This window comes from Carnobacterium sp. CP1 (assembly GCF_001483965.1).
GTDB classification, from domain to species: Bacteria; Bacillota; Bacilli; order Lactobacillales; family Carnobacteriaceae; genus Carnobacterium_A; species Carnobacterium_A antarcticum.
Genome location: NZ_CP010796.1, coordinates 765,117 through 789,741 on the forward strand (window position 1 = coordinate 765,117; position 24,625 = coordinate 789,741).

The 24,625-nt window shown below is 37.0% G+C and carries 19 protein-coding genes; 5 read left to right on the top strand and 14 right to left on the bottom strand.

Annotation, left to right across the window (positions count from 1 at the left end):
- Positions 1–512: 512 nt before the first annotated feature.
- Entirely contained in the window at positions 513–836 is a 324-nt protein-coding gene (locus NY10_RS03870; protein ID WP_058918729.1) for a four-helix bundle copper-binding protein, read from the bottom strand.
- Between the two features lie 206 nt (positions 837–1,042).
- Between NY10_RS03870 and NY10_RS03875 the strand changes: the two genes are divergently transcribed.
- The 3 genes from NY10_RS03875 (at position 1,043) to NY10_RS03885 (ending at position 4,656) form a co-directional block, all read left to right on the top strand.
- Entirely contained in the window at positions 1,043–2,449 is a 1,407-nt protein-coding gene (locus tag NY10_RS03875) for a glycoside hydrolase family 1 protein (protein WP_058918730.1), read from the top strand.
- Between the two features lie 31 nt (positions 2,450–2,480).
- On the top strand, positions 2,481–3,839 hold the full coding sequence (locus NY10_RS03880) for a PTS sugar transporter subunit IIC (RefSeq protein ID WP_058918731.1): 1,359 nt from the start codon (positions 2,481–2,483) through the stop codon (positions 3,837–3,839).
- 112 nt (positions 3,840–3,951) lie between these two features.
- The gene (locus NY10_RS03885; RefSeq protein ID WP_058918732.1) at positions 3,952–4,656 is read left to right on the top strand and encodes a GntR family transcriptional regulator; all 705 of its coding nucleotides are present in this window, start codon (positions 3,952–3,954) and stop codon (positions 4,654–4,656) included.
- Positions 4,657–4,888: 232 nt separating this feature from the next.
- On the opposite strand, the gene NY10_RS03890 is transcribed toward NY10_RS03885, so the two are convergent.
- Genes NY10_RS03890 through NY10_RS03915 form a run of 6 tightly spaced genes read right to left on the bottom strand, consistent with a single transcriptional unit; the run spans position 4,889 to position 10,560 of the window.
- Positions 4,889–5,824, bottom strand: a complete 936-nt coding sequence (locus tag NY10_RS03890) for a D-ribose ABC transporter substrate-binding protein (protein ID WP_058918733.1) — start codon at positions 5,822–5,824, stop codon at positions 4,889–4,891.
- Between the two features lie 20 nt (positions 5,825–5,844).
- Complete coding sequence (locus tag NY10_RS03895; RefSeq protein WP_082664171.1) at positions 5,845–6,813, bottom strand: ABC transporter permease; 969 nt, start codon at positions 6,811–6,813, stop codon at positions 5,845–5,847.
- A gap of 1 nt (position 6,814) precedes the next feature.
- Positions 6,815–8,296 carry a sugar ABC transporter ATP-binding protein gene (locus NY10_RS03900; protein WP_058918734.1) on the bottom strand — a complete coding sequence of 494 codons (1,482 nt, stop codon included), beginning with the start codon at positions 8,294–8,296 and terminating at the stop codon, positions 6,815–6,817.
- 12 nt (positions 8,297–8,308) lie between these two features.
- On the bottom strand, positions 8,309–8,704 hold the full coding sequence (gene rbsD / locus NY10_RS03905; protein ID WP_058918735.1) for a D-ribose pyranase: 396 nt from the start codon (positions 8,702–8,704) through the stop codon (positions 8,309–8,311).
- Positions 8,679–9,584: a ribokinase gene (gene rbsK, locus NY10_RS03910; RefSeq protein ID WP_058918736.1), complete on the bottom strand. Its 906-nt coding sequence runs from the start codon at positions 9,582–9,584 to the stop codon at positions 8,679–8,681. Before rbsK ends, rbsD begins: the two co-directional genes overlap by 26 nt.
- On the bottom strand, positions 9,577–10,560 hold the full coding sequence (locus NY10_RS03915) for a LacI family DNA-binding transcriptional regulator (RefSeq protein WP_058918737.1): 984 nt from the start codon (positions 10,558–10,560) through the stop codon (positions 9,577–9,579). The genes rbsK and NY10_RS03915 overlap by 8 nt, the downstream gene beginning before the upstream one ends.
- A 322-nt stretch (positions 10,561–10,882) precedes the next feature.
- Here NY10_RS03915 and NY10_RS03920 point away from each other — a divergent pair, with 322 nt between their 5' ends.
- Positions 10,883–11,644 carry a 2-keto-4-pentenoate hydratase gene (locus NY10_RS03920; RefSeq protein WP_058918738.1) on the top strand — a complete coding sequence of 254 codons (762 nt, stop codon included), beginning with the start codon at positions 10,883–10,885 and terminating at the stop codon, positions 11,642–11,644.
- Between the two features lie 118 nt (positions 11,645–11,762).
- Here NY10_RS03920 and NY10_RS03925 read toward each other — a convergent pair whose 3' ends face one another.
- From NY10_RS03925 to NY10_RS03935, 3 genes are read right to left on the bottom strand one after another with little or no spacing between them, the layout of a single operon-like run.
- Positions 11,763–14,468 carry an alpha-mannosidase gene (locus tag NY10_RS03925; RefSeq protein ID WP_058918739.1) on the bottom strand — a complete coding sequence of 902 codons (2,706 nt, stop codon included), beginning with the start codon at positions 14,466–14,468 and terminating at the stop codon, positions 11,763–11,765.
- A 20-nt stretch (positions 14,469–14,488) separates the two neighbouring features.
- Complete coding sequence (locus NY10_RS03930) at positions 14,489–15,865, bottom strand: glycoside hydrolase family 1 protein (RefSeq protein ID WP_058918740.1); 1,377 nt, start codon at positions 15,863–15,865, stop codon at positions 14,489–14,491.
- 17 nt (positions 15,866–15,882) lie between these two features.
- The gene (locus tag NY10_RS03935) at positions 15,883–17,169 is read right to left on the bottom strand and encodes a glycoside hydrolase family 125 protein (RefSeq protein WP_058918741.1); all 1,287 of its coding nucleotides are present in this window, start codon (positions 17,167–17,169) and stop codon (positions 15,883–15,885) included.
- Positions 17,170–17,354: 185 nt separating this feature from the next.
- Here NY10_RS03935 and NY10_RS03940 point away from each other — a divergent pair, with 185 nt between their 5' ends.
- Positions 17,355–18,455, top strand: coding sequence for a GntR family transcriptional regulator (locus tag NY10_RS03940; RefSeq protein ID WP_058918742.1), 1,101 nt, complete (start codon positions 17,355–17,357; stop codon positions 18,453–18,455).
- A gap of 32 nt (positions 18,456–18,487) precedes the next feature.
- Here NY10_RS03940 and NY10_RS03945 read toward each other — a convergent pair whose 3' ends face one another.
- From NY10_RS03945 to NY10_RS03960, 4 genes are all read right to left on the bottom strand, one after another.
- Positions 18,488–19,957 (bottom strand): response regulator transcription factor, encoded by a 1,470-nt coding sequence (locus tag NY10_RS03945; protein ID WP_058918743.1) that lies wholly within the window; start codon positions 19,955–19,957, stop codon positions 18,488–18,490.
- Between the two features lie 27 nt (positions 19,958–19,984).
- Complete coding sequence (locus NY10_RS03950) at positions 19,985–21,679, bottom strand: sensor histidine kinase (protein ID WP_058918744.1); 1,695 nt, start codon at positions 21,677–21,679, stop codon at positions 19,985–19,987.
- A 33-nt stretch (positions 21,680–21,712) separates the two neighbouring features.
- Positions 21,713–22,312: a DUF624 domain-containing protein gene (locus NY10_RS03955; RefSeq protein ID WP_058918745.1), complete on the bottom strand. Its 600-nt coding sequence runs from the start codon at positions 22,310–22,312 to the stop codon at positions 21,713–21,715.
- 132 nt (positions 22,313–22,444) lie between these two features.
- A complete protein-coding gene (locus NY10_RS03960; RefSeq protein WP_197408990.1) occupies positions 22,445–24,622 on the bottom strand; it encodes a GH92 family glycosyl hydrolase in 2,178 nt (725 codons plus the stop codon).
- Between the last annotated feature and the right edge of the window lie 3 nt (positions 24,623–24,625).

Consider the following 24,625-nt stretch of genomic DNA (forward strand, 5'->3'; position numbering starts at 1 on the left):
GCGGTAGTGCTATGTGAAAAAATGTAACGATGAGTAAATCTAGTGGTGGTGAAAATAATGCGGGAAAATACTCTAGAGAATATTCTCAAAGGGGTTAATAAGTGGATAAAGCAAAAAAACTTAAGATGGGTCTTTTAACTATTAGTTCTAACGGCCCATATGAAAAACAGACTACTGGTTTAAACGAGAATGGTAAAAAATTGAGGTTACATGGTGAATGAACCAAAGATGACTTGCTGAGGAAAAAAGAAGTCCAACTAAGAAGGGTGGAATTATCTGAATAGTTGTATTTCTTTTTTGTAGCCAAAGTATACCACTTGTTATCATGAAAGCGGTAGCTCTTTACAACCTCTGTTACCGTTTTGTAACTTAAGTGTGACAGAAAAATGTACAACTCTGTTAGAATCCTTCATTCTAATGGATTCAAGAATTGTACATTCTCCATATATTACTTACATTACAATTGTTTTGAATCTATTCACACCTTAATCAAAGTTTACTCGAAGTTAGTTTTAAGCTGCTTGTCGACACAATTCAGCACATTCTAAACAAACTTTGGCGCATTTTTGACAATGATCCATATCGTGTTTTTCGCATTCTTTGCCACAGGCTTGACAGATCGTTGCACATAAAGCGATCAAATCTGCAGCCATGGCGCTTTGACGACTTATAATAGTGGTAACAAAAGAGCAAATATCGGCACATTCGCGGTCCAAACGAATGCAGTCTACCATCATTTTCACATCGTCTTCTTCAAGGCAAGCATCGAAACATTCATTACAAACCTTTTGGCATTCAAATGTTTTTTCAGCCAGTCTTATAAACTTTTCTTCCATTAGGTTTCACCTCCTTAATTTAAACTCTTTACTTTTTTTAGTATAAAACAGTTAAACACAACTTACGAATAAAATGATTCTAAAATAAATGGTTGAAACAGTTAAAAGAAAAGGTTTACATTTTATTTAATATCGGTTACAATCAAATTGTTAATTCATTGGTATGAATTTTTATGATAGGAACTACAAATAATAGGAGGAATCACATGAAGTTTCCAGAGAGTTTTTTATTTGGAGCAGCATCAGCTTCTTATCAGGTTGAAGGTGCTTGGGATGAAGATGGAAAAGGTGTTTCAAACTGGGATGTCTTTTCAAAAATAGAAGGAAAAACGTATCAAGGCACCAACGGAGATGTTGCTGTCGATCACTACCATCGTTATAAAGAAGATATTGCTTTAATGGCTGAAATGGGGCTAGATTCTTATCGCTTTTCCATATCATGGCCTAGAATCTATCCCAATGGTGACGGAGAAGTCAACCCAAAAGGAATAGAATTCTATAATAATTTAATTGACGAATGCATCAAACACGACATCATCCCTTTTGTGACACTTTACCATTGGGATTTACCGCAAGAATTGGAAAAAAACGGCGGATGGACTTCTCAACGTACTTTAAAAGCTTTTGAACAATACGCGGATACGTGTTTCGCAGCTTTTGGTGACCGTGTCAAACACTGGATCACATTCAATGAAACGGTTGTGTTCGTCCGTCATGGCTATATTTTTGGAGCGCATCCCCCAGGTCTAATAAATGATTTCAAAAACTACTATCAAGTTTTGCACAATGTTTTCTTAACTCATGCTAAAGTTGTACTGAATTTTAAGAACTCAGGATACAAAGGAGATATCGGGATTACACATGTTTTTAGCCCAGCCTTTCCTGCCGATGATAAACAGTCTAGTAAAAAAGCAGCTGACCATGCTAACATGTTTGATACGTTCTTATATTATGATCCTATTTTAAAAGGCACTTATCCAGAATATGTATTAACTCACCTGAAACAAAAAGGCTATGATTTTGAGTTGTCTCATGAGGATCAAGAAATTCTATTAAAAGCGGCTCCATTAAACGATTTTATCGGAATCAATTATTATCAGCCTATGCGCGTTATTGCGAATGACTCAAGTGCCGCTAGAGAATTATCCAGAGAAGCCAGCACTGGCGGTGCAGGAGCTGTTTCTTACGACGGTGTTTACCAAACTGTCAAAGTACCTACTCTGTCATATACTAAATGGGGTTGGGAAATTTCACCTGAGGCTTTATTAGATGGACTCCATTTATTAAAAGAACAGTATGGAAATATACCTATTTATATTACTGAGAATGGTTTAGGAGATGAAGATCCGATCATTGATGGTGAGATCAAAGATACAGCTCGTATCGAATACATTGAAGAACACCTGAAGTTTGTGAAAAAAGGTGTTTCAGAAGGTCTCGATATCCAAGGATACTTTGCTTGGTCTGTTATTGACTTATTGAGTTGGTTAAATGGGTATAAAAAGCAATATGGTTTTATTTATGTGGATCATGCTGACCACTTAAATCGTAAGAAAAAAGATTCTTTTTATTGGTATCAAAATGTTATTGCGACACGTGGAGAAAATATTTAAGGCTGCATAAATTGAATTTGGAGGAAAAATCATGAACAAATTTAATGAATTTTTCAATAAAATGCTGGATCCGTTCTTAAAGTTTGTTAACACGAAAACCATGATGGCCATTAAAGATGGATTCTTATTAACGATGCCCATCACCCTTGTCGGTTCTCTCTTTCTTTTGATTGCCAACTTTCCTATTCCTAAATGGGATAGTTGGATGTCAAATATATTCGGCACTGACTGGTCTGCTCCGCTGAACCAAGTAGCTGGTTCAACGTTCGATATTCTAGCCGTAGTTGCTGTTTTGGGCATTTCTTACACATATGCTAAAAACGAAAAAGTCGACCCCATCAGTACTGCTCTCTTATCGTTAGTCTCTTTCCTGATTTTAACCGATTCTTTTGCAGTCACTGAAAGTGGTGAAACGATCGCTGGAGTCATTCCTAAGAGCTGGACAGGTGGAAATGGAATCATTACTGCTATTATAGTCGCTGTTATAGTCGCTAAAGTATTTGCGTTCTTTATTAAACGCGATATCCGAATCAAGATGCCGGATACAGTCCCTCCAGGCGTAGCCAATGCGTTTTCTGCTATGATACCAGGCGCTGTAGTGATGTTTGGCTCGATGGTTGTTTATACCTTAACCAGCAAGTTTGCCGGCGTCTCTTTAACCGAACTTATTTTCAAACTTTTACAAACACCTATTCAAAATGTTTCCGATACCTTACCTGGCGGACTGTTTATCACTTTCTTGATGTCTATTCTTTTCTGGGCTGGTATTCATGGACCTAATATTGTAATGGGAATCATGGGACCTATTTTAACTGCTAATGCACTAGATAACCAAGCAGTCATTGATTCTGGTCAACAACTGATAGTCGGCGAAAACACTAAGATCATGACGGTTCAGTTGATTGATGTGTTTGCTAAATTTGGCGGACAAGGCATTACGATTGGTTTACTGTTTGCCGCCTTAATGTTTGCCAAGTCAAAACGTTTAAAAGAAATTTCTAAAATTTCTATCGTTCCTAGTCTTTTTAACATTAACGAGCCGGTTATTTATGGATTGCCAATAGTCTTTAATCCAATTATGTTGATTCCCTTTATTCTTGTTCCGATAACCGCTGTTTTAATTACTTACGGAGCTATTATCATTGGTTTTATTCAACCCTTTACGGCAGTACAGGTTCCTTGGACCACACCTCCGCTAATATCTGGTTTTCTATTAAGCGGCTGGCAAGGATTGGTCGTTCAATTGGTTATTATTTTTGCCTCTGCTGGAATCTATTATCCTTTCTTAATAAAACAAGATAAACAATTTCTATTGGAAGAAGCTGAAATAGAAGCAACTGAAGAAACCGCTGATTCTCCATTAGACTTTGCAAATGAAAGCAACGTATAAATAATTTGGAAGGATTAAGCCGATCTGGTTTAATCCTTTTCCTTTCGTTATACTGAATAAAATACAGATAATAAAGCAATAAATACACTAATTATCGAAATGAGGACAATTAATGAGGAAATACAGAGTAGTAGCTGATCAGCTTTTAGACGAAATAGCTCAAGGAAAGTATAAAGATGAAGATCGTTTGCCAACTGAAGATAAATTAATGGCTGAACACAATGTCAGCCGAAATACACTGCGAAGTGCTATTGACGTATTGGTTGATAAAAGTATTCTTTATCGTGTGCAAGGGAGCGGGATTTATATTCGCAAACCAGTCTATCCTGATACGATTACCATTAATTCCATCAGAGGTTTTAAAGAAGAATTTAAAAACAAAGAAACACATTCTGAGGTCATCGAGCTGGAACAATTACCAGCAGATAAAGAGATAAGTCAAAAACTTCAGTGCGAAATAGGCACCCCAGTTTATTTTGTTCACCGGATGCGCTATATTGAAAACGAACCTTTTTCAATTGAATACAGTTATTTCAATAAAACCATTATCCCTTATCTAGGAAGAGAAATTGCTAATAACTCCATCTATAGCTATATTGAGAATGATTTAAACTTATCTATCGGCTTTGCTGACAAATACATTTCTGTTGAAAAATTATCTAAAATGGACAGCAGCCATCTTCAATTAAAAGAAGCAGATCCTTCTTTAGTTATTGAAGAAACCGTTTATCTTACGAATGGAACACTTTTTAATCATTCCAGAGTTATTCATAATTACAAACACGCTAAGTTTTTTGCATTAGCAAAAAATTGGTAATAAAAAACAAGTAAGAACCTTGAAATATAACTCTATCCTAGGGTTCTTGCTTGTTTTATTTTTTACTTAAGGTTCCTTCGTGTCTATAGCCTAATTTTAAAATTATAGGATACTTGGAAAGAAAAACAATAAATTAAAATCCTAATAGTTTCATACCAAAACAAAACCTGCTAAACGGTGCATGACATTCTTGCACACTCTTTAGCAGGTTTTTATTTAATCTAATCTACTATTAGTTATCGCTTTTAATGAGTTCCAATGGAGAAGCAATTTTCGCTTCAACTTTTTTACCAGAGAAATGATCAAATGCTGCTTGCATTGCAAGTTTGCCCATTTCTGTTGGTTGTTGAGCAACTGTTGCGCTTAGCGTACCTGCTTCAATTGCAGCTAATCCGTCTTCTGTTCCATCAAAGCCCACTACTTGAATGTCTCCAGTTTTTCCTGCAGCTTCAATGGCTTCAATCGCACCTAGTGCCATTTCATCATTTTGAGCAAAAATAGCTTCGATTTCTGGATTTGATTGAAGCATATTTTCCATAACCGTCAAGCCTTCTGCGCGGTCAAAGTTGGCTGTTTGTTGATCCACTAAGTCTAAATTATCTTTTGCATAATCATTGAAACCTTTTCCACGTTCTCTTGTTGCAGAAGCGCCAGGTATTCCTTCTAATTCAGCAACTTTTGCTTTTGAACCTGAAATTTCTTCAATATATTGGGCAGCCATTTTTCCGCCTTCTACGTTATCCGAAGCCACTAACGTTACTACTTGACCGCCATCACTTGAACGGTCAATGGCAATTACCGGAATACCGGCACTGTTTGCAGCTTCAACAGCTGGAGTGATTGCAGATGAGTCAACAGGATTGATCAATAAAATATCGACCCCTTGTTGAATCAAATCATCTACGTCATTGCTTTGTTTTGACGTGTCATCTTGTGCGTCCAATACTTTTACTTCAGAACCTTCATCACCAGCCAAATCAGTAATTCCTTCTTTAACTGAAATAAAGAATGGGTTATTCAGTGTCGATAGCGATACACCTACGACTAAATCTGATGATTCTTTTTCTTCCACTGCACCAGAATCCGTGTTTTCTCCTTCTAACGTTGCGCTGCCACATCCTCCTAAAAATAATAAAGCTGCTGCTGTCAATCCAATTAATTTCTTCATTTGTGTTTCCTCCTATTGGTTTATTTTTTTCTGTCTAATAAAACTGCGATGATGATGACGATACCTTTGACGATTTGTTGATAAAAACTAGATACACCTAATAAATTCAATCCATTGTTCAAGGTTCCCATGATCAAGGCCCCGATCAACGTCCCAACTATTCTTCCACGACCGCCAGAAAGACTGGTTCCGCCTAAGACAACCGAAGCGATCGCATCCATTTCATACGATTGTCCTGCAGTTGGCTGTGCTGAATTTAATCTAGATGTGATGATGATTCCAGCAATCGACGCCATCATACCTGAGATAGCATAAATAGCTATTTTGATTCGATCGCTTTTTATTCCAGCGATAAATGCTGCTTTTTCATTCCCTCCTATCGCAAATGTTTTTCTACCAAAGGTCATTTTGTGTAATAGAATATACAAAATGATGAAACAGATGGCCATTAAAATGACCGGAAATGGAATACCGAATAAATAACCGCGTCCGACAAATTTAAAGATGAAACTATCGCCAATCCCTGTGATTGGGTTTCCATCTGTGAAAACTAAGGTCGCCCCTCGGAAAATCGTCATTGTTGCTAATGTTGCAATAAATGGAGCCATTTTCCCTTTCGTGATCAGCAATCCATTAAACCCGCCTAACAAGCCGCCAACGACAACCGCTAATACCATGGCCAAAAATGGATCTAAGCCAGCAACGATACTGCCTGCCATCAAAGCACTGCTTAAAGCTAGTGTTGATCCAACGGACAAATCGATTCCGCCTGTTAAGATGACAAACGTCATCCCGAAAGCGATCAAGGCATTTGTTGAAACTTGTCTTAATAGGTTAAGCAAGTTGTTCGGAGACACAAAACCAGGGTTGAGAATCGTTACAAAAAAGATCAAAACGATTAAGGCTAATAGTGGTCCTAGTTTTCCAATGATGTCTTTTTTCTGCATTTTTTGTTCTTCTAATTGAACCTTCTTTAAATCTGAACTCATATTAATACCCTCCTGTTGCAAGACTCATAATTTTTTCTTCTGTTGCTTCTGATTTTCCAAGCTCGCCCGCAATGGTTCCTTCATGAACGACAATGATTCGGTCACTGACGCCTAAAACTTCGGGTAAGTCACTGGAAACCATGATAATCGCTACACCTCGATCAGCTAACTCATTCATCAATTGATAGATTTCGCGTTTAGCTCCAACGTCCACTCCTCGGGTTGGTTCATCTAAGATAAGCACTTTTGAACCGATTCCGATCCATTTTGCTAAAACGACTTTTTGCTGGTTTCCTCCTGATAAATTGGAGACAGCTAACTCGGCGCTTTGTGCTTTAACATTTAAGCGTTTCATTAACAACTGAACAAAGTCTTTTTCTGCCGTTGTATCGATCAATCCTCTTTTTTTAAATCCATCAATGGAAGGCAATGAAATATTCTCTTTAATAGAATAATCTAAAATCAACCCTTCATCTTTTCGATTTTCAGTTAAAAACCCAATACCTTTTTCAATGGCATTATTAGGATTTTTGATTTTAATGGTTTCATTCTCAAAAACGATATCGCCGCTGTCCAAAGTATCGATACCGAAAATAGCGCGCATAATTTCTGTCCGGCCTGAGCCCATCAACCCTGAAAAGCCAACAATCTCGCCCGCACGAACAGTGAAAGAAATGTTTTCGAAGATACCTTTTTTCGATAAGTGTTGAGTTTCAAAAATAACTTCGCCAATTTTTGACGTTTTTTCAGGATAATAATCTTCAAGGTCTCTTCCAACCATTTTCCTAACAACTTCATCAACCGTTGTATCTTTTGTCATAGTCGTATCGATGGATACCCCATCTCGCATGACCGTGATGCGGTCACTGATTTTAAATATTTCTTCCATTCTATGAGAGATGTAAATGATCGCAACACCTTTTTGTTTTAGATTCATAATGATCTTGAACAACGTTTCAATTTCTCTTTCAGTCAATGCCGCTGTCGGCTCATCCATGATCAATACTTGAGCGTTTGTCATTAAGGCTTTAGCGATTTCAATCATTTGCTGTTGGCCGACTGACAAGGTTTGAACTTCTAAGTGCAAATCCAATTGGATACCTAAGTCCTCGAAAACAGCTTTTGCCTTTTTTTCCATTTCTTTGGTGTTTAACCAGCCCAGTTTGTTTTTGATTTCTTTGCCGATAAACAAATTTTCAACTACCGTCATCTGAGGCCAAATGTTCATTTCTTGATGGATAAAACTGACTCCGTGTTCTTCGGCTTCTTTGGGGTTTTGATAGACTGTCTCGGTTCCATCAATGATGATTTCACCAGAATCGTATGCATGTAATCCGGTTAAAATATTCATTAATGTTGATTTACCAGCCCCGTTTTCTCCCATCAATGCGTGTATTTCTCCGCCATTAAGGTCAATGTCTACCCCTCTAAGAACAGAATTTGTTCCAAAGCTTTTTGTAACGGCTTTCATTTTAACTTCCATTGATCTGACCTCCTAAAATAGCACTCCTGATTGTAGAATAATATTGGAATATGGAGTAGCTTCTCCAGTTCTAATAATAGCTTTAGCATTTTTTGATAAATTTTTAAATTCTTCATGGCTGACATAGTTGAATGTTTGTGTCGGAAGTTTTTGTTGGATTTGTTCTAATTGTTTTGGATTGCCTGCTTTTATTTCATCGGCTAGCATTACTTCTTCGATGACCATTTCTTCCACTAGCAAATCCAGTACTTTCTGAAAAGCAGGATCATTTAAAGCTAAAGCCAAATCAATCTTTTTTACTCCATCCGGAATCGGTAAACCAGCATCAGCAATAATAATTTGATCCGTATGACCTAAATCAGCTAAAACCTTATCTATCTCACTATTTAAGATTCCATTCTTTTTCATAAAAAGCACTTCCTTTCATTTCTTCTAAAGTTGGCATGCCGCCTTGTGCACCAAACGTTTGGATCGACAAAGCTGCTGCCAAATTTCCAAAACGGATACTAGATTCCATATCAAGTCCAGATGTCAACGCTACTCCGAAAGCTCCATTAAAGGTATCGCCTGCTCCTGTTGTATCAACAGGTTGAACAAGATAAGAAGGAATCTGTACTTCTTTTGATCCATCATTAAAGTACACCCCTTTTGATCCCATCGTGACGATCAATTTATTAGGGTGTTTTTTCAATCCTTCAGAAATGCTTAACTGCGGAAACAAAACGTTGTATTCTGATTCATTAGGAGTTAAAAAAGTTACCTTTTCAATCGTTTCTTGCTTGATTTGCTTAGCTGGTGCAGGATTATAAATGGTTTGGATGCCTTTTTGAAAACAAATATCAATTAGACTTTCAATTATTTCTAACGGCGTTTCATTTTGAAGAATCACAACATCACTTTCTTCAATCGTTCTTGATGCGCTTATTACTTGTTCATGTGTAATCGCATCATTTGCCCCAGGAATATAAACGATGCTATTGTCACCGTCGACTACAGTGATATGCGCTGAACCAGAAGGCAAACCTGTAACCGATTCCACATTATCCGTGTTTATTTGATTATTTTTTAAATTTGCAATGATCTCTTGTCCAAATAAATCTGTCCCAACTGTTCCTATCATACTGACTCGGCTTCCCAAACGAGCCGCCGCTACGGCTTGATTCGCCCCTTTTCCGCCAAAGGTTGTTTTGAAATCCTTGCCGGTGATCGTTTCACCGATTTCAGGTCTTTTATCAGCACTTACGACAAAATCAGTTGATAAACTTCCTACTACTGTAATTTTACTCATCTTTATCCTTCTTTCTCAACGATTCTCTAATTTCAAGCGTTACAGGTAACTGAACGTTTTTTTCTTTAATCGGTTTTCCTTCTATGCGAGCACAGAGTATCTCAGCGCCTTTGTAACCAATTTGATAAGCTGGTTGAGCGATGGTCGATAAACTAGGATACATCAGTTTACTGTAAGGATTGTCATCGTATCCTACTATTTGCAGTTCCTCAGGGATTTTGATCCCCTTTCTGATCGCTTCCCGCATAACGGCTAACGCATGGATATCATTCGAAGCGATAATGCTGTTCGCTTTTGGGAATTTTTCCAATAAATGAACGGCAGCTTTTTCTGCTGACTCAAATTGAAACGATTCTGTTTCAAATAAGTGGTAGTTTATATTGTTTTCTTCTAGAACTTTGATGCTGCCTGCTGAGCGGACTAAGGACTTTGAAATGTCTCGTGGACCAACCATCACGATCACTTCACCCGGATTTCTTTCAACAACAGCTTGTGCAGCCAAACTTCCTCCCTGATAATCATCTGAATAAACAGAATATTCTTTGTTTGAAGCAACTCTATCCAGCATAACAAAAGGCATACCTTTCATATTACGAAAGCCGCCTTCTACCGCGGATAAGACACCGGCTACATTGTTTTGAGAAAAAGTCCGTATGTATTCATTTTCTTTATCTGAGCTTTCTTGAACATTGCCTAAAATTAAGTTATACCCCATTTGATTCATTTTATCCTCTATTCCTTTAGCCACTAATGGAAAGAACGGGTTGGAGATATCTGGCAAAAGAAAACCGATTAATTTAGATTTTTTTTGATAAAGCGAGCGGGCTACTTCATTAGGATAAAAATCTAATTCTTTAATAGCCGTTTCAACTTTCAATCGGCTTTTTTCACTGACATAACCGCTTTTATTCAAAGCTCTTGAAACCGTCGCGACGGACACACCCGCTAAGCTTGCAACATCTTTAATGGTTTTCATCCTGTTCACCTCACTGCTGTTTAGTATGTGTAACCGATTACACATTTATAATATCACCTCACCCAATAATTTGCAACCGTTATCATCAATAAAATAAAAATAATTGCTATATTCTAATGATCTATAGCTAATTCTCTCGTTTTCAGACTGGATCTTCCTTATAACATAACTTAAACACAAAATAAGTAATTGCTTTTAACCAACTATTTTTATAGTTATTAATTTTTTCTGCACAAAAAACACTTTTGCCCTTGCATTATATTAAAACTATATTAGAATAATAGTTCAGGGATTAAAATAAAATGATAAAGGTGGTTTTGATATGTCGCAAGCAGCTTTTTTAGAAACACTATATGGAGCTTACAAGAACGTTGCAGTACTGGAAAAATCCGTTTTTCCAGCAGATATTGATTTGGAGGAGGCATATCGAATTCAACACGCCTTCACTAAAGCAAAAAAAGAAAATAACGAAACATTGAAAGGTTATAAAATCAGTATGACCAGTCTTGAAACACAAGCTTTATTCGGTGCTAAAGAACCATTGTATGGACAAATGACGGATAAACAAATTTCTGGTACCGTTTCGCTTAGTGAGCAAATGATGAACCCTTTAGTTGAATTGGAATTGGTCTTTGTTGTTAAAGAACCATTGACAGCTAAATCCACTGAAGAAGAAATTATTGCAAAAACTCAGGTGGCTCCTGGTTTGGAAGTACCTGATTCTCGTTTTGAAGATTGGTTTCCTAAAATGCCCAAAGAACAAGTTTGCGCTGACGGAGCTGTTGGCGGGAAAGTTGTTTTTGGAGCAGCAAAAGATTATACTTATGCAGATTTAGACGCTATCAATGGAAAATTGATTTTGAATGGTGAAGTCCTTGATCAAGGTTCTTCATCTATTGTTATGGACCATCCCGTTAAAGCGATAAAGTGGTTATTAGAAAAATTAGGACAACATGACTTGACCCTTGAACCAGGTATGTTTGTTTCTTCTGGTACATTCGTCCTGCCGAAACCGCTAGAAGTTGGACAATATACTGGCGAATTTGAAGGTGTAGGAAATGTTCAGCTTACGGTGAATGTTTAGATTACGATTCTTAATAATATAAGTTAAAAAAGATCCTCCTAAGTCTGGCATCTGCCAGCTTTAGGAGGATCTTTTTAGGTAATATGCTTGATTTTTTGTTCAGAAGTCTTCTTGTCTGTCATTCTTGTATCCATAAAGTGTTAACAATTTCATAGGGTTTAGCTGTCTCTTCTACCGTGCCTTCAATGACTTCTTCCAGTAAGTTGCATTTTTTTGAAGCATAATTTTCTATTGTCAAGACAGCGTCTGTTTCTTTATTGGTTAAGTTGTACATCCGTGTAATGATTTCATCGCTATGTTCTTTGCGTTTGAAAGCAGTCAGTGCCATATTTTGTCCTTTCAATTCAGCATATTGATGATTAGGCGACCACTTTCCATCATGAACCGTCGTTTGGTAAGTACTAAAAGGAATTTGATAGTTGAATGCTTCATGGAACGTTCTGGTCGCCTCTTCTTTTCCATGAAAAGATAATGCGTACAGCATAGATTGTTCTCCCAAGCATTGCGCTTCTGGTGTAGCAAAATATCCCCAATCTCCTAACTCTCCAACAGCTCTCAACAATGTGACAGCAATGGTTTGTTGATTTTGTTCTTCAATGATTTCATATTCGTTCAACCCGATCCCAGCTGCTGTTACACCGTGTTCAGCGTCTTGGACATTCACAAAAGCATGGGTATGCTGTGGGTTGGAAGGATTGATCCATGCCGGATCAACGGTATTTGGCCGTTCAACAACTTCAAAGATGCTGTCTGCATAATGAACATCAGATTGAATGCCTGTCGGGAATAACACACGCAAACGGTGGTCTTTATGCTGGTTATCAAAAGTTGTTTCGAACTTGACTTGCTGGCTATGGCGTTCTAAACGTACTTTTGTTTTTAATGTTAATGTTTTACAAGTTTTAGAGCGCCCTGCTTGACGATTTCGCATCTCAATAACGGCTTTTTGTTCTTCTTCCAATTGTTCATCCGCTGAGATCGGCACTTCTAGATGATGCGTGATCTCAATTTCGCCAAAACCGACAGTATCTTCAATAATATTGATTTCTGCAGCTGTTCCTTTTGAGTAGATAGCTTGGTCATTCAAAGGCTGTCTGAAAATATATTCATTTCCTATATCGCCTACATCTTCAAAGTTCAACAACTCTGCATATGTTCGATTAGTTGATTTATTCAAAACAGCCAATGTTCCGTCTTTTTGGACATCGATTTTCAAATAGCTGTTTTCCAACGTTGCGCCGTTGTTTGAAACCAGGCTCGCCTCCGTTGCCGTGACCACCACGTCTTGTTCATCAGCTTCCACTAATATAAAGCTGTTCCAAGACAATCCTTTCATCGACTCAATCGGCAGTCTAACCTCCACATAACGAGCCATAAATGGCTGACGGAACTTGTCTTTTGGCAAGTCATACCCGAATTCTGTTCCACCTTCTGTCACGATTGCAGAAATTGTTTCGCCATCTACGGTTTTCACTACAAAGGATGGGTATTCTTTTTCTTTGAGTACTTTGTACAATTGGTCAGGTACACCGGCTGAAAACGGCAAACGTTCAATTTCGATCCGTACTTCAGCTACGCCGGTTTTTTCTGAACCGCTCGTATTGAAAACAACAAACGGGAAACCATCCATGTTTTTAAAGCTTGCGGTATCAATGGAGCGCACTAAGTGTAATGCAGCTTCATCCGCTACATAACGGCCCACTTCATTGGCTTTCTCGAAACGTGTGACCATTTCGCGGTGGACTTCATCGACACTGCAGCCGCAGATACTGTCATGCGGGTGGTTTTGCATCAATGTTTTCCAAGCATACCGCAGCATATCATGCGGGTATTCTTCCGCTGTCTCATACGCCATCGTCGCCAAAGGTTCTGCAATGCTTTCAAGCAAACGAGAAACACGAGTATTCCATTGTTTCAAATAAACGCGAGTTGATGCTGTGTTGGCTAATGTGTACCAGCCGTCAGTTTCTTGAGAAGTCAATTCTCCTGAAACCGTATTTAAATTTTCCGGCAAATCTTGTTTTAAAGCGGTTAAATATTCTTCAAAACTTGCATGTATGAATTCGATATCCGGGTACAGTTCATTAGCAACTTTAATAGCAGTCGATAAATCTTTTTGAACCGGCTGATGATCACATCCGTTCATCATCAATACATGATCAGTCGAAGTATACAATCCTGCATCAGCTAATTTGGTTTCCCAAAATGCTTGAGCTTCCGCTTTGTCTGTCGGAATTTCATTTCCGTTACTGTACCAATTGGCAAACAACAGGCCTAAAATTTTCGATTCATCTGGCCCTTTCCACCACATTTCTGAAAATTGCGAAGCGTATTTGTCATCATTGACCACCACATTATTGAATCCCGTCGGCTTGACACCGCGTCCGAAAGCAGCCACATCGAAACCAGCTTGTTCCATCATTTGCGGTGTTTGGCCTGCGTTGCCGAATGTATCAGGAAAGTAACCTAATTTAACGGGTGCTCCCCATTGTTTGCTTTCGTCCATTCCGACAATAATATTGCGGACATTTGATTCACTGCTTGTTAAGAAAGCATCTTGTAAAATATAAAACGGTCCAATTTTTAGTTTCCCATTTTTAATATGTTTTTGAATCAGTTCTTTTTTATGTGGCCGAACTTGCAAGTAATCATCGATCATGATCGTTTGCCCGTCTAAATGGAAACTTTTAAACTCTGGATCCGTTTCAAACAGCTCCAGAACATCATCCATCAATTCTACTAAACGCATATGGTGCTGTTCGTATGGTAAATACCATTCACGGTCCCAATGGCTGTGAGATAAAATATAAACTTTCTTTTTCATAATTAGCTCCTTTTGTTTCATTAGTCTATTGCATTGTTTTCAATAACCGTTTTCATCCAAAAACTGCTTTTTTTAGGTGTTCGTTTAAAGTCGTTCTCAATGTCGACGCGGTAAAAACCATAACGATTGCGGTAGCCGTTCAGCCAAGACCAGCAGTCCACAAAGGTCCACATATGGTAACCGAAACAATGGCTGCCTTGTTCGACTGCTTTGTGCAGTTCAGCTAAGTGATCTTGAACAAACTCAATTCTGTAGTCATCTTGAATAACGCCATCTTCATCCACGAAGCGCTCTTCTTCTGCTACGCCCATACCGTTTTCAGATACGTACCACGGGATATTCTTGTAATCATTTTTTATCCGCATAGCAATGTCGTAAAGTGCTTCAGGATAGATTTCCCAGCCGCGGTAAGGATTTATTTTTTTCTCCGGCCAGTCATACTCTGCATATAAATCGCTTGGCATCTTTGCAGGAACAGCAGGCTGATTCACTGCTTGTACGCGTTTAGGCTGATAATAATTGACACCTAAGAAATCAATGGTTGTTTGAGCCAGCTTTTCTTTGTCGCCTGTTTCAGTAGCTGGCAGCAAGTTATTTTCTTTTAATAATTGAACCAATTCAGTTGGAAAATGTCCTAAAACAACAGGATCGAGAAAACTCTTCACGTTTAACGCATCAGCCATATCTTTGGCTTTAATATCTTCAGGTGCATCACTTTTACTGTAGACCGGTGTTAAGTTTAAAATAATGCCGATTTCTCCGGTATGTTTACCTCTTCTAAATTCTTCAACAGCTTGAGTATGTGCCATCAAGGTATGGTAACCTACTTGAACAGCACGTTTAAAGTCAACGACTGCTGGATAATGAAATTCAAACAAGTAGCCGCATTCAACATGGACAATAGGCTCGTTAAACGTTGTCCAACGATGCACCAAATCGCCGAATTGTTCAAAGGCAACCTTAGCATAATATCCGAAATCTTCCACCGATTCCCGACTTTCCCAACCGCCTTTTTCCATCAGCCACCATGGCATATCGAAGTGAAACAAGTTGATGATCGGTTCAACACCTTTTTCAATCAAGCTGACAAAGTAATTACGATAAAAATCTACCGCTTGTTGATTGAGAGTTTTTCCATCTGGCAATAAGCGAGCCCATGAAATCGAAGTCCGATAAGAATTTAAACTCATATCTTCCATCAATTGGACGTCTTCAGCGTACTGCTGGTAAACGTTTGACGTGTCTTTCGGCCCAACACCCTTATAGAATTTTTCAGGATTCATTTCAAACCATTTATCCCATGTTGTCGGAGCTTTTCCGTCAATCAATGCTGCCCCTTCTGTTTGCGGAGCAGATGCTGCTGCTCCCCATAAAAAACCGTCTGGAAATTTTTTCACGTTGTTTGCCGCCTTTCTTACTTTTTAATCCGTAAGTCATAATAATCTAATACCAATTCGCAAAACATCATATTTGCCCAAGAGAACCATTCTCTCGTATAATTATTCGGGTTATCAACATCGAAGCCTTCGTGCATCAAATTTGTTCCTGCGTCATTTTCAACCAACAAGTCTAAGATGCGTTTCTTCTCACTTTTATCAGAAGTGGTCAAACCTTCCATCGCTAGAGCAATCGGCCAAACATAATTTTCAGGCGTATGCGAACTTCCGATACCTTTAGCATATTTCCCTTCATAAAAATAAGGATTTTCTTTGCTTAAAATTGTTTCGCGTGTTGCCAAGTAAACGTCGTCGTCTTCTGCACAGTAGCCTAGGTAAGGGGCTGCCAACAAGCTGGGAACGTTTGAATCATCCATAATAGAGTAATTCCCTAACCCATCGACTTCATATGCGTAAACTGTTTCGCCTGCTGCGTTTTTTACTTTAGCAAATTTCTCAATACCGGATTGGATCTCTTCACGCAATTCTGTAACTTCATCAACTATAGATGGTTCTTTGACTATCTCGGTATAAATTTCTTTTAAATAATCTAACACAACGACTGCAAACATATTTGAAGGCACTAAATAATTGTAGATACAGCGGTCATCACTTGGTCTAAAACCTGACCATGTCATTCCTGTTACTCCGATCGGCGAGCCTTTACCGTCGTTTACTAATGTATCTTCTTCTCTCCAAGTATCGCGTTCAAAGTTGTATGGAGAGTTTTCGTGATTTTGTTCTACTTTCCAAAGTGCTAAAATTTTCTTTACTGCTTCTTTAAATGTTTCGTTAAATTGGTCAGTTCTGCCGGTTTCTTTGTACAGCAAGTAGCTTAATTGAACCGGATAACACAATGAGTCGATCTCGTATTTGCGTTCCCAAATCCATGGATTCATTTCAGTATGATCATCTTGGTGTCCAGCACTATTGGCTTCTTCATTAAAAGCGTTTGCATAAGGGTCCAAGTTAACATACTGCAATTGCTTTTCAACTACTCCTGCAATCATATCAGAAATGTCTTTATCTTCTTTTGCTACCAGCAAGTAAGGGCGAACTTGTGCTGTTGAGTCTCTTAACCACATTGCCGGAATGTCGCCTGTCAGTAAAAACGTTGTTCCATCTGCTTGTTTTTTAACGGTTGTCAATAAGGTATTAGAGAATGAAGCATTAAAATTTTCAGCCCATCTTGGATTTTCTTTTGATTTTTCAGTAACTTTATTCATTAATATTTGAATTGATTGAGGTATCTCTTTATAAGCCATTTCGTCTCTCCATTCTTGAATTTGTATTATCTTTTATTACTTGTATTATAGAATATGATTTTTTAAATAACTACAAAACATAGGTTTCTCTCTATTTTATATAGAAAATACTAAAATTTGTTGTATTCCCAAAATGAAATGGTATATTTTGTATAAATAGTTATACCATTTGGAGGCTAAATAGTTTGAAAAAAGAACCCCTTTATAAAGTCATTTACGACTCTTTAAAAACGAAAATTTTAAATGGTACGTTTCCTTTTAACAGCCAGCTGCCGACAGAAAAAGAATTATCTGACCAGTACAAGGTAAGTCGCATTACCAGCAAACGAGCTTTAAATGATCTAGCTGAAGAAGGTTATATCAAACGTATTTCAGGCAAAGGAAGTTTTGTCATTCTTGAGAAACAGCCTCTTGCAAAAACATTTAATATCACTTTATTGCTGCCCTTTTTTAAAAATGCTGGATTAGAGCAATATGTACAAGGCATTTCAGATTGTTTGAAGTCTACTCCATTTCAATTAACGATTCATTACACACAAGAAGATCCTCTTAAACAACGCCAACTAATTCACTCTTTATCTAAAGAAACTTGCGATGGTTTGATTCTTTATCCTGATTTCCCTTCAACTTTAGTTGATCTTGTTTATAACCTGTACTTAGATGATCTCCCCATTGTTTTGTTAGATAAAGAATTGGTTGGTTTGCCGGTTCCCGTTATTTCTTCAGCAAATTTTCAAGGTGGTTATGAAGCAACAGTATATGCTATTCGACAAGGCCACAAAAAGATATTATTTTTTTCATTAGCTTCGCTTCTCGAAAATACGGCTGTTAAAAATCGTTATTTAGGCTATCTAAAAGCACTTCATGAGTACAATTTCAAATTAGATATAGGTCCATACCTGAACGATCGTCCGCTTACAATGGATCAAAATCAATTGATTCAATCTTTTCTGGAAACAACAAAAAAACAAGGCTATACCTGCATCTTTGTTGAACATGATGTCTTAGCGATGGAACTGATTTCGACCGCTGCTAATATGGGCTGGGATATTCCAACCGATATGTCTTTTATCGGATTCGATGATATTTCTCTGGCTCGCATGATCACTCCTAAGCTAACTACTGTAAAACAAGACTTTTATCAAATCGGATATACTGCAACAGAGGTTTTATTGTCAATGATCGCCGATTCTGCTAAAAAAGATACTCTCCGCTCAATTGAAGTTTCTGCCAAATTAAGGGTTCGAGAATCTGTCCAGACTAAATACGAAGCGAAAAGGGACTGAACTTAAGCGTCAGCCCCTTTTTTATTTCTATCCTATTGAATTTGATCCCTGAATTCTCTTGGTGATTGTCCTACTAAGTTTTTAAAGTTTTTGTAAAAATAGCCTTGATTTTGATAGCCAATTCGGCTTGCTATATCATTAACCGGTTCTTTTGAACGCAGCAATAACTCTTTTGCTAAATTGATTCGATAGTGATTTAAATACTTGGAAAAGCTCTTGCCCGTTTCTTTTTTAAAGACCTGTCCTAAATACATAACATTTACATGAAGGATTTTTGCAATACCTTTTAAATTTAAATCCTCCATATACTCCGTTTGCACAATTTCAATCGTTTGTTTGGTCAAGTCACTGTAAAGTAATTGTTTTTTTAATTCATCCAAAGGCAGTAAATCAGTTTCCATTACCATTGCTAATTCATTAAATGTTTCTGAATCAAAGATAGCTTTTGTTTTCTTTAAAAACTTGTCACTTTCAATAGCATCAAACTGCAAATAAATATTAACTAAAACTAAATACATCAAACGTTTAATATTTTCTGCATTCATTTGGCCATCTATTAGTTGATTGACAAACAAACTAACTTCTTTAGAGATACGTTGGATGTTTTTAGAAAAAATCCCCTCATTTAGATCGGTCACCAACCCTGATAAAGTCAAATCGGTCATATTATTTTCTTTATACTTATTAAAAACAAGTTGCTTTCCATAAAAATCAGCATGGTCTTTTGCTTTCAAGGCATATTTGTAACTTTTATAAACTTTTCCTGGTTGTTTAATACATGTCCCAATAAAGAATAAACAATTGTTTTTCAACGTTTCACTTAACTGATTTAATTCCAGCTCCATCATTTTGCTATCTTGCCCTGCTAAAATGATGACTTTTTCTGTTTCGTTTAAAGAAAAATAGAGAGATATATTTAGCTCACGGCAAGTTTCTTTAAAACTAGTTTCCCAATTTCCTTTTTGTCTACTTCGAACAATCACAACAGTAAATGATGGGTCTTCAGGCACCTTAAACAAATAATTTTCAACTAATTGGTCAAACTGATCTTCCCTCAGTTCGTTTCTTATCCATCTGCCTAGCAAACCTTCAAAAATAACTTGATCTGCTTGATTGTAAAGTTTTTCCTGTTCAAATTCTTTCAATATATTTTCAAGTGAATGATACAGTTCTTCTTTATCGATTGGCTTCAACAAATAGTTAGAAGCTCCTAGACGCATCCCGTTTTTAACGTATTCAAATTCCTGATAGCCTGAAAGAATAATAAACTTAAATGGTTGAGCTGTTTTTTGAGCTTCTTGAATAAAATCAATTCCTGATAAAACGGGCATTGTAACATCGGTCAAGATAATATCGATTGGGTGTTCCATAATATAATCTAGTGCTTTTTTCCCATTTCTAGCCGTTTCTACTATCTCCATACCAAGGCTTTCCCAATCAATTAGTTTTTTTAAACCAGCTAAAATCATGTATTCATCATCTACTAATAATACCTTATACACATTGCCTCATCCTTTTTTATTGATTTATCAGAATTCCATTATAATCGTTGTACCTCCACCGGCAGTTTCTTTTATTTCCATTTTGAAACTCTCACCAAAGTAAAGTTTCATTCGGGTATACACATTCATAATTCCAACTGAACCAGGTTTAAACAATTCCGTTTCTTTGAAAGAACGATTAATTTGTTCCATTTGACGTTTCGGAATACCTACGCCGTTATCAATAATAACTAATTTTGTTTTCCCATTTTCCTGATACGCTTTGACGCTGATAGCATTTTCTATTTTCGCAAAGTCAATTCCATGTGCAAAATAATTTTCTACCAGCGGTTGAATAGCAAATTTAGGAATCATCACTTCTTTGACATCATCACAAACCTTAAATAAATAAGCAAATTGGTCAGGATATCGCATTTGGTAAAGGTAAATGTATTTTTCACAAAACTTTAATTCATTTTCTACTGTCACTATTTTCTCGTGAGAAATATTATTTCTCAATAAAGTGCCAAAATGGAAAACCACATCTGCCAGCTCATCAGCACCTTCACTAATAGCACTCATTCGGATATACTCTAAAGTATTATATAAAAAGTGAGGATTGATTTGAGACTGCAGAGCTCGCATATCAGCATCTTTTTGTTTGAGTTCTAGTTCATATATGTCTTTGATATAACGCTGCATACTGTCCAGCATATCATTTATGCCTTCTGCTATTTGTTTTGTTTCTGCTTTTTTATCTTGGGTATTGATTCGATTGCCGCTATCGCCACCAGCAACTTGATTGATTGAAACCAAAATATCTTCTACTTGAACCACATATTTCTTAAATAAATTAAAAAGAATCAGCAATAAGATAATATCGAATAGTAAACTGAATAAAAATAGACCAAAAGTACTTTTCAACGTGCTAATGACTATCTCCCTGCGCGGTATCAATGTATAAATTTGATGAGCATTTTTAGTCAGTGATTCAGTGATATAATACTCTTTCTCCAAATCTTTCAAATCAATTTTCGAATCCACCGCCATTTGATCAACTAATTTAGTTGATAATGTTGTATTATTTTTATTATTGCTTCCTTCATAAATCAATTGATTCGTATTGGAAAAAATAAACGTTTGAACCGTGTAGTTTGTATTTTGGTTCGTCAAAATTTGATTGAAATTTTCTTTTTCAAAATCCATATGTAAAGAACCGATTGGCTGCAATGTATTGCGGTTCATAAGAATTGTTGAGAAACGAATAGCATCTGTTATTGGTAATTGCTTTACTTTCTCACCCATTAAGTTGCCAGTTTGCGAATAATAGATATCCGGATAATTTGTTAAGCTGATGCTAGCGGCTAAAAGCGAGCTCTCATTATAATAAAGACTTTCAATTGCTTTAGGCAAATAATAATAACTATCTGTCCGGTAATTCGTATCCAGCACTTCTGATAAATAGTCAGCATAAGACAATTCAAAGTATTGGTGAATGTTAGTAATCTGCTCTGGTGTTGAGGTGAGGCTGACCGCAACTTCTTCAACTTTCTCTTGATTTTTATTAACTAGAAATTCAATCCGTCCTGAAGCATTTTGAATACTTTGCAATGCTATTTTTTTATTATTTTCATGTAGCAATTGTCCTACTGCTATGCTGAAAATGGTAAAAAACAAAATCAATATAATCGAATACGTTTTTAACAAAGAGTAAATTTGGTTGCTTTTCATTTTTGTTTTCATTGTCACTGCTCCTAAAATCAGGTCTTCTGCAAGTTAATCAACTAAGATATTTTGAAACATTCTTTTGGTACTGGTACTGATAACTCCAGCTAATAACCCAGTTGAAATAAACAAAATCAAACCAGGGAATTTATAAGTTATTACACTAACTATTATCAAACCGAATATTAGCAAAAAACATTCTTTTGTCTTTGTAAAGAATTGGATGACCGATAATTTCAATGAATCGATCAAAGTAACCTCAAAAAATGTCAAAACAGCCAAATTGATAATGAATGACAATATTAATATAAATAGTACAAAAATCAACACAAAATCGAGCACTAAAAAGAGCAAACCTTTTGTTTGAAGAGCAATAAATAAATTATATCCAATAATCAGAACGACCATCAGATAAAATAAAAGCAATTGATTGCCTTGTTTGAAGTTTTGTTTGAACTTTTCAAAAAGATTTTTCCATTTGATTTGATTAAAATCCCAGTTTGCTTCATCATGTTCTTCCACAATAGTCATCATTGCTGGTGTAACACCAAAAATCACTAATCCGATAAAACTTAACCCCCAAAAATATAAACTTAATTTAATTAGGTAATACACTTTGTTAAACGTTGTTTCAATTCCTTTTGAAATCACAAATCATTCCTCCAAATCATTTTGCCAATCTCTGTTAAAACAATCGCTTTCATTTTACACTACTTGAACCAAATAGAAAAGCTGAGCAATTTTGTCAGCTTACTCTATCCTATCTATTCTGCTACTTAGTCGCTAGATAAGTCGATTCTTTAATGAAAAAGGCCGTTCTTCTTTGGTTATCTTTTTATACACAGGGGCTAACCCCAAATGCACGGTAAAACGTCCGCCGCTAAGCAAATCTGCATGAGTTAAGTACAACTTATTATATGGCACCTGGTTTTTATAAACTTCAGTCACAAAATTAGCCTGTGCTGTATTGTTTCTAGTTTCAATTTCCCATGTTTTACCATCAGGCAGATGAATGGTCACTTCATCAAAAAGTGGGATTCCTAAAACATACTCTCCACTGCCTGGGGTTACCGGATAGAAGCCCATGGAGCTAAATACAAACCAGCCTGACATACTGCCGTTATCTTCATCCCCAGGGAATCCTTCAAAACCGCTGTTGAATAAACGAGTCATTAATTGTTTAACAACTACTTGAGTTGATGCTGGTTTTCCAACATAATTAAACAAATACGGGATATGAAAACTCGGCTGATTAGAAAGTGCTAATTGTCCGTAGTCGATGGCTGAAACTTCACTCATTTCATGGATTTCAAAACCATAACTACCTACTTCGAATGAAGGCTGCGTGTTGCACAGCTCAGTCAACCGATTTAAAAAAGCTGTTTCACTTTCATAACCATCAATCAGATCTTGAATATTATGATACACACCAAAACTATTTTGCCAAGCGCTCCCTTCTGTATAATCAAAACCCCAGCGGTCAGCAGAAAAACCTTTTCTGAATTTCCCTTCAGCATCCTTCCCCCGCATAAATCCAGTTTCCTGGTCAAATAAGTTCCGATAATTTAAGGATGTTTTTTTAAACTGTTCTACTACCGGTTGCTGGTCGTTGAGCACTGCAGCAGTCTGACTGATACAAAAATCGCTGTACGCATAATCCAATGTTTGATTAACACTTTCTGATACATCTGTTGAAACATACCCTAGCCGATCGTATTCTTCAATTCCTAATCTACCGTATACAGAATTCCCACTCTTAACGGTAGCTGTTTTGATCATGGCTTCTAAAAACTCTGCTGTTTCAGCTTCTGATAATAACCCTTTAACAGCTGCATCTGCAATGACTGCATCTACTAAAGTACCTGGCATCATCCCGCGTTCGTCAGGAGAAAGCCATTTAGGCAAGAAGCCGCTTTCGTTATAAGCCGTTAAAATTCCGGCTAATATTTCTTTGTACTCTTCCGGTGCTATGATAGAGTACAACGGATAAACCGTTTTATACGTATCCCAAAAACCATTATTCGTATACAAATACCCTGATTTCACTTCTTTTGCCGTTGTATCGTAATGCACCGGCAGTCCTGCTTCGTTTAGTTCATAAAACTTTTGTGGAAATAAAAACATTCGGTACAGACACGTATAAAATGTTTTAACATATTCTTGATTTTCATGAGAAACGCTGATCCGCTCCAAATAATGTTCCCAACTTTTTTCAGCAGATCGCTTTTGTTCTTCAAATGAATCGGCTATCTCTCGTTCATAATTCAAATTAGCTTGTTTCAGGCTGATAAAAGATGTAGTTAAACTCGCATGGACTGTTTGGTGAGCAGCGTCTTCAAAATATAGAATCAGTTGTTTGCCCTTATCTGACTCAACAAGACCAGAAGTTTTCACATCGAATGCATAATCAAATCGAACCCTGAAATACATGCCAAAATCAGGATCATGACTGCCGGCAGCATAGTTGACAAATCCACTGACTGTTTTTGTTTCCGGTTCTAACTTAAACCAGCTTTTTTCCCCAGGCATATGAAAAACAATTCCTGCTTGTTTTTCAGTCCGATAAGTAAGATCTAGACGGCACCCTCGTTCGCTCGGAGTCAGCTCCGTCACAATATTATAGCGCAGTTGTTTGATCTTTAAATAATGCGGACTGAATACTGCTTCTTCAGGGCGATAAGAACTTTGATAAGAAGGAATATCATTTGAAAGCTCGCTTCCTGCGATAGGTGTCATCAACAACGGGCAAAAATCTCCCATCCAAGGACTAGGTTGATGGGACAAACGAATACCTTGAAATACTCGGTGATACGGATTAAAAAACCAGCTATCTTCATTATTTGTTTGAACAGCATAATGATTCATGCCGAATGGCACACCCGTATAAGGCAGTGTGTTGCCATTAGAAAAATTACGGTCATTGTTCGTTCCTTGTCTTGTGTCGATCAATTCTAACATAATAGT

What these genes read in the sequence shown, in the direction of transcription:
- NY10_RS03880 (WP_058918731.1), top strand. Translation starts at nt 2,481, where the DNA reads ATGAACAAATTTAATGAATTTTTCAATAAAATGCTGGATCCGTTCTTA.
- NY10_RS03885 (WP_058918732.1), top strand. Translation starts at nt 3,952, where the DNA reads ATGAGGAAATACAGAGTAGTAGCTGATCAGCTTTTAGACGAAATAGCT.
- NY10_RS03875 (WP_058918730.1), top strand. Translation starts at nt 1,043, where the DNA reads ATGAAGTTTCCAGAGAGTTTTTTATTTGGAGCAGCATCAGCTTCTTAT.
- NY10_RS03915 (WP_058918737.1), bottom strand. Translation starts at nt 10,560, where the DNA reads ATGAAAACCATTAAAGATGTTGCAAGCTTAGCGGGTGTGTCCGTCGCG.
- NY10_RS03925 (WP_058918739.1), bottom strand. Translation starts at nt 14,468, where the DNA reads ATGAAAAAGAAAGTTTATATTTTATCTCACAGCCATTGGGACCGTGAA.
- NY10_RS03895 (WP_082664171.1), bottom strand. Translation starts at nt 6,813, where the DNA reads ATGAGTTCAGATTTAAAGAAGGTTCAATTAGAAGAACAAAAAATGCAG.
- NY10_RS03890 (WP_058918733.1), bottom strand. Translation starts at nt 5,824, where the DNA reads ATGAAGAAATTAATTGGATTGACAGCAGCAGCTTTATTATTTTTAGGA.
- rbsD (WP_058918735.1), bottom strand. Translation starts at nt 8,704, where the DNA reads ATGAAAAAGAATGGAATCTTAAATAGTGAGATAGATAAGGTTTTAGCT.
- NY10_RS03900 (WP_058918734.1), bottom strand. Translation starts at nt 8,296, where the DNA reads ATGGAAGTTAAAATGAAAGCCGTTACAAAAAGCTTTGGAACAAATTCT.
- NY10_RS03920 (WP_058918738.1), top strand. Translation starts at nt 10,883, where the DNA reads ATGTCGCAAGCAGCTTTTTTAGAAACACTATATGGAGCTTACAAGAAC.
- rbsK (WP_058918736.1), bottom strand. Translation starts at nt 9,584, where the DNA reads ATGAGTAAAATTACAGTAGTAGGAAGTTTATCAACTGATTTTGTCGTA.
- NY10_RS03950 (WP_058918744.1), bottom strand. Translation starts at nt 21,679, where the DNA reads ATGAAAACAAAAATGAAAAGCAACCAAATTTACTCTTTGTTAAAAACG.
- NY10_RS03935 (WP_058918741.1), bottom strand. Translation starts at nt 17,169, where the DNA reads ATGGCTTATAAAGAGATACCTCAATCAATTCAAATATTAATGAATAAA.
- NY10_RS03870 (WP_058918729.1), bottom strand. Translation starts at nt 836, where the DNA reads ATGGAAGAAAAGTTTATAAGACTGGCTGAAAAAACATTTGAATGCCAA.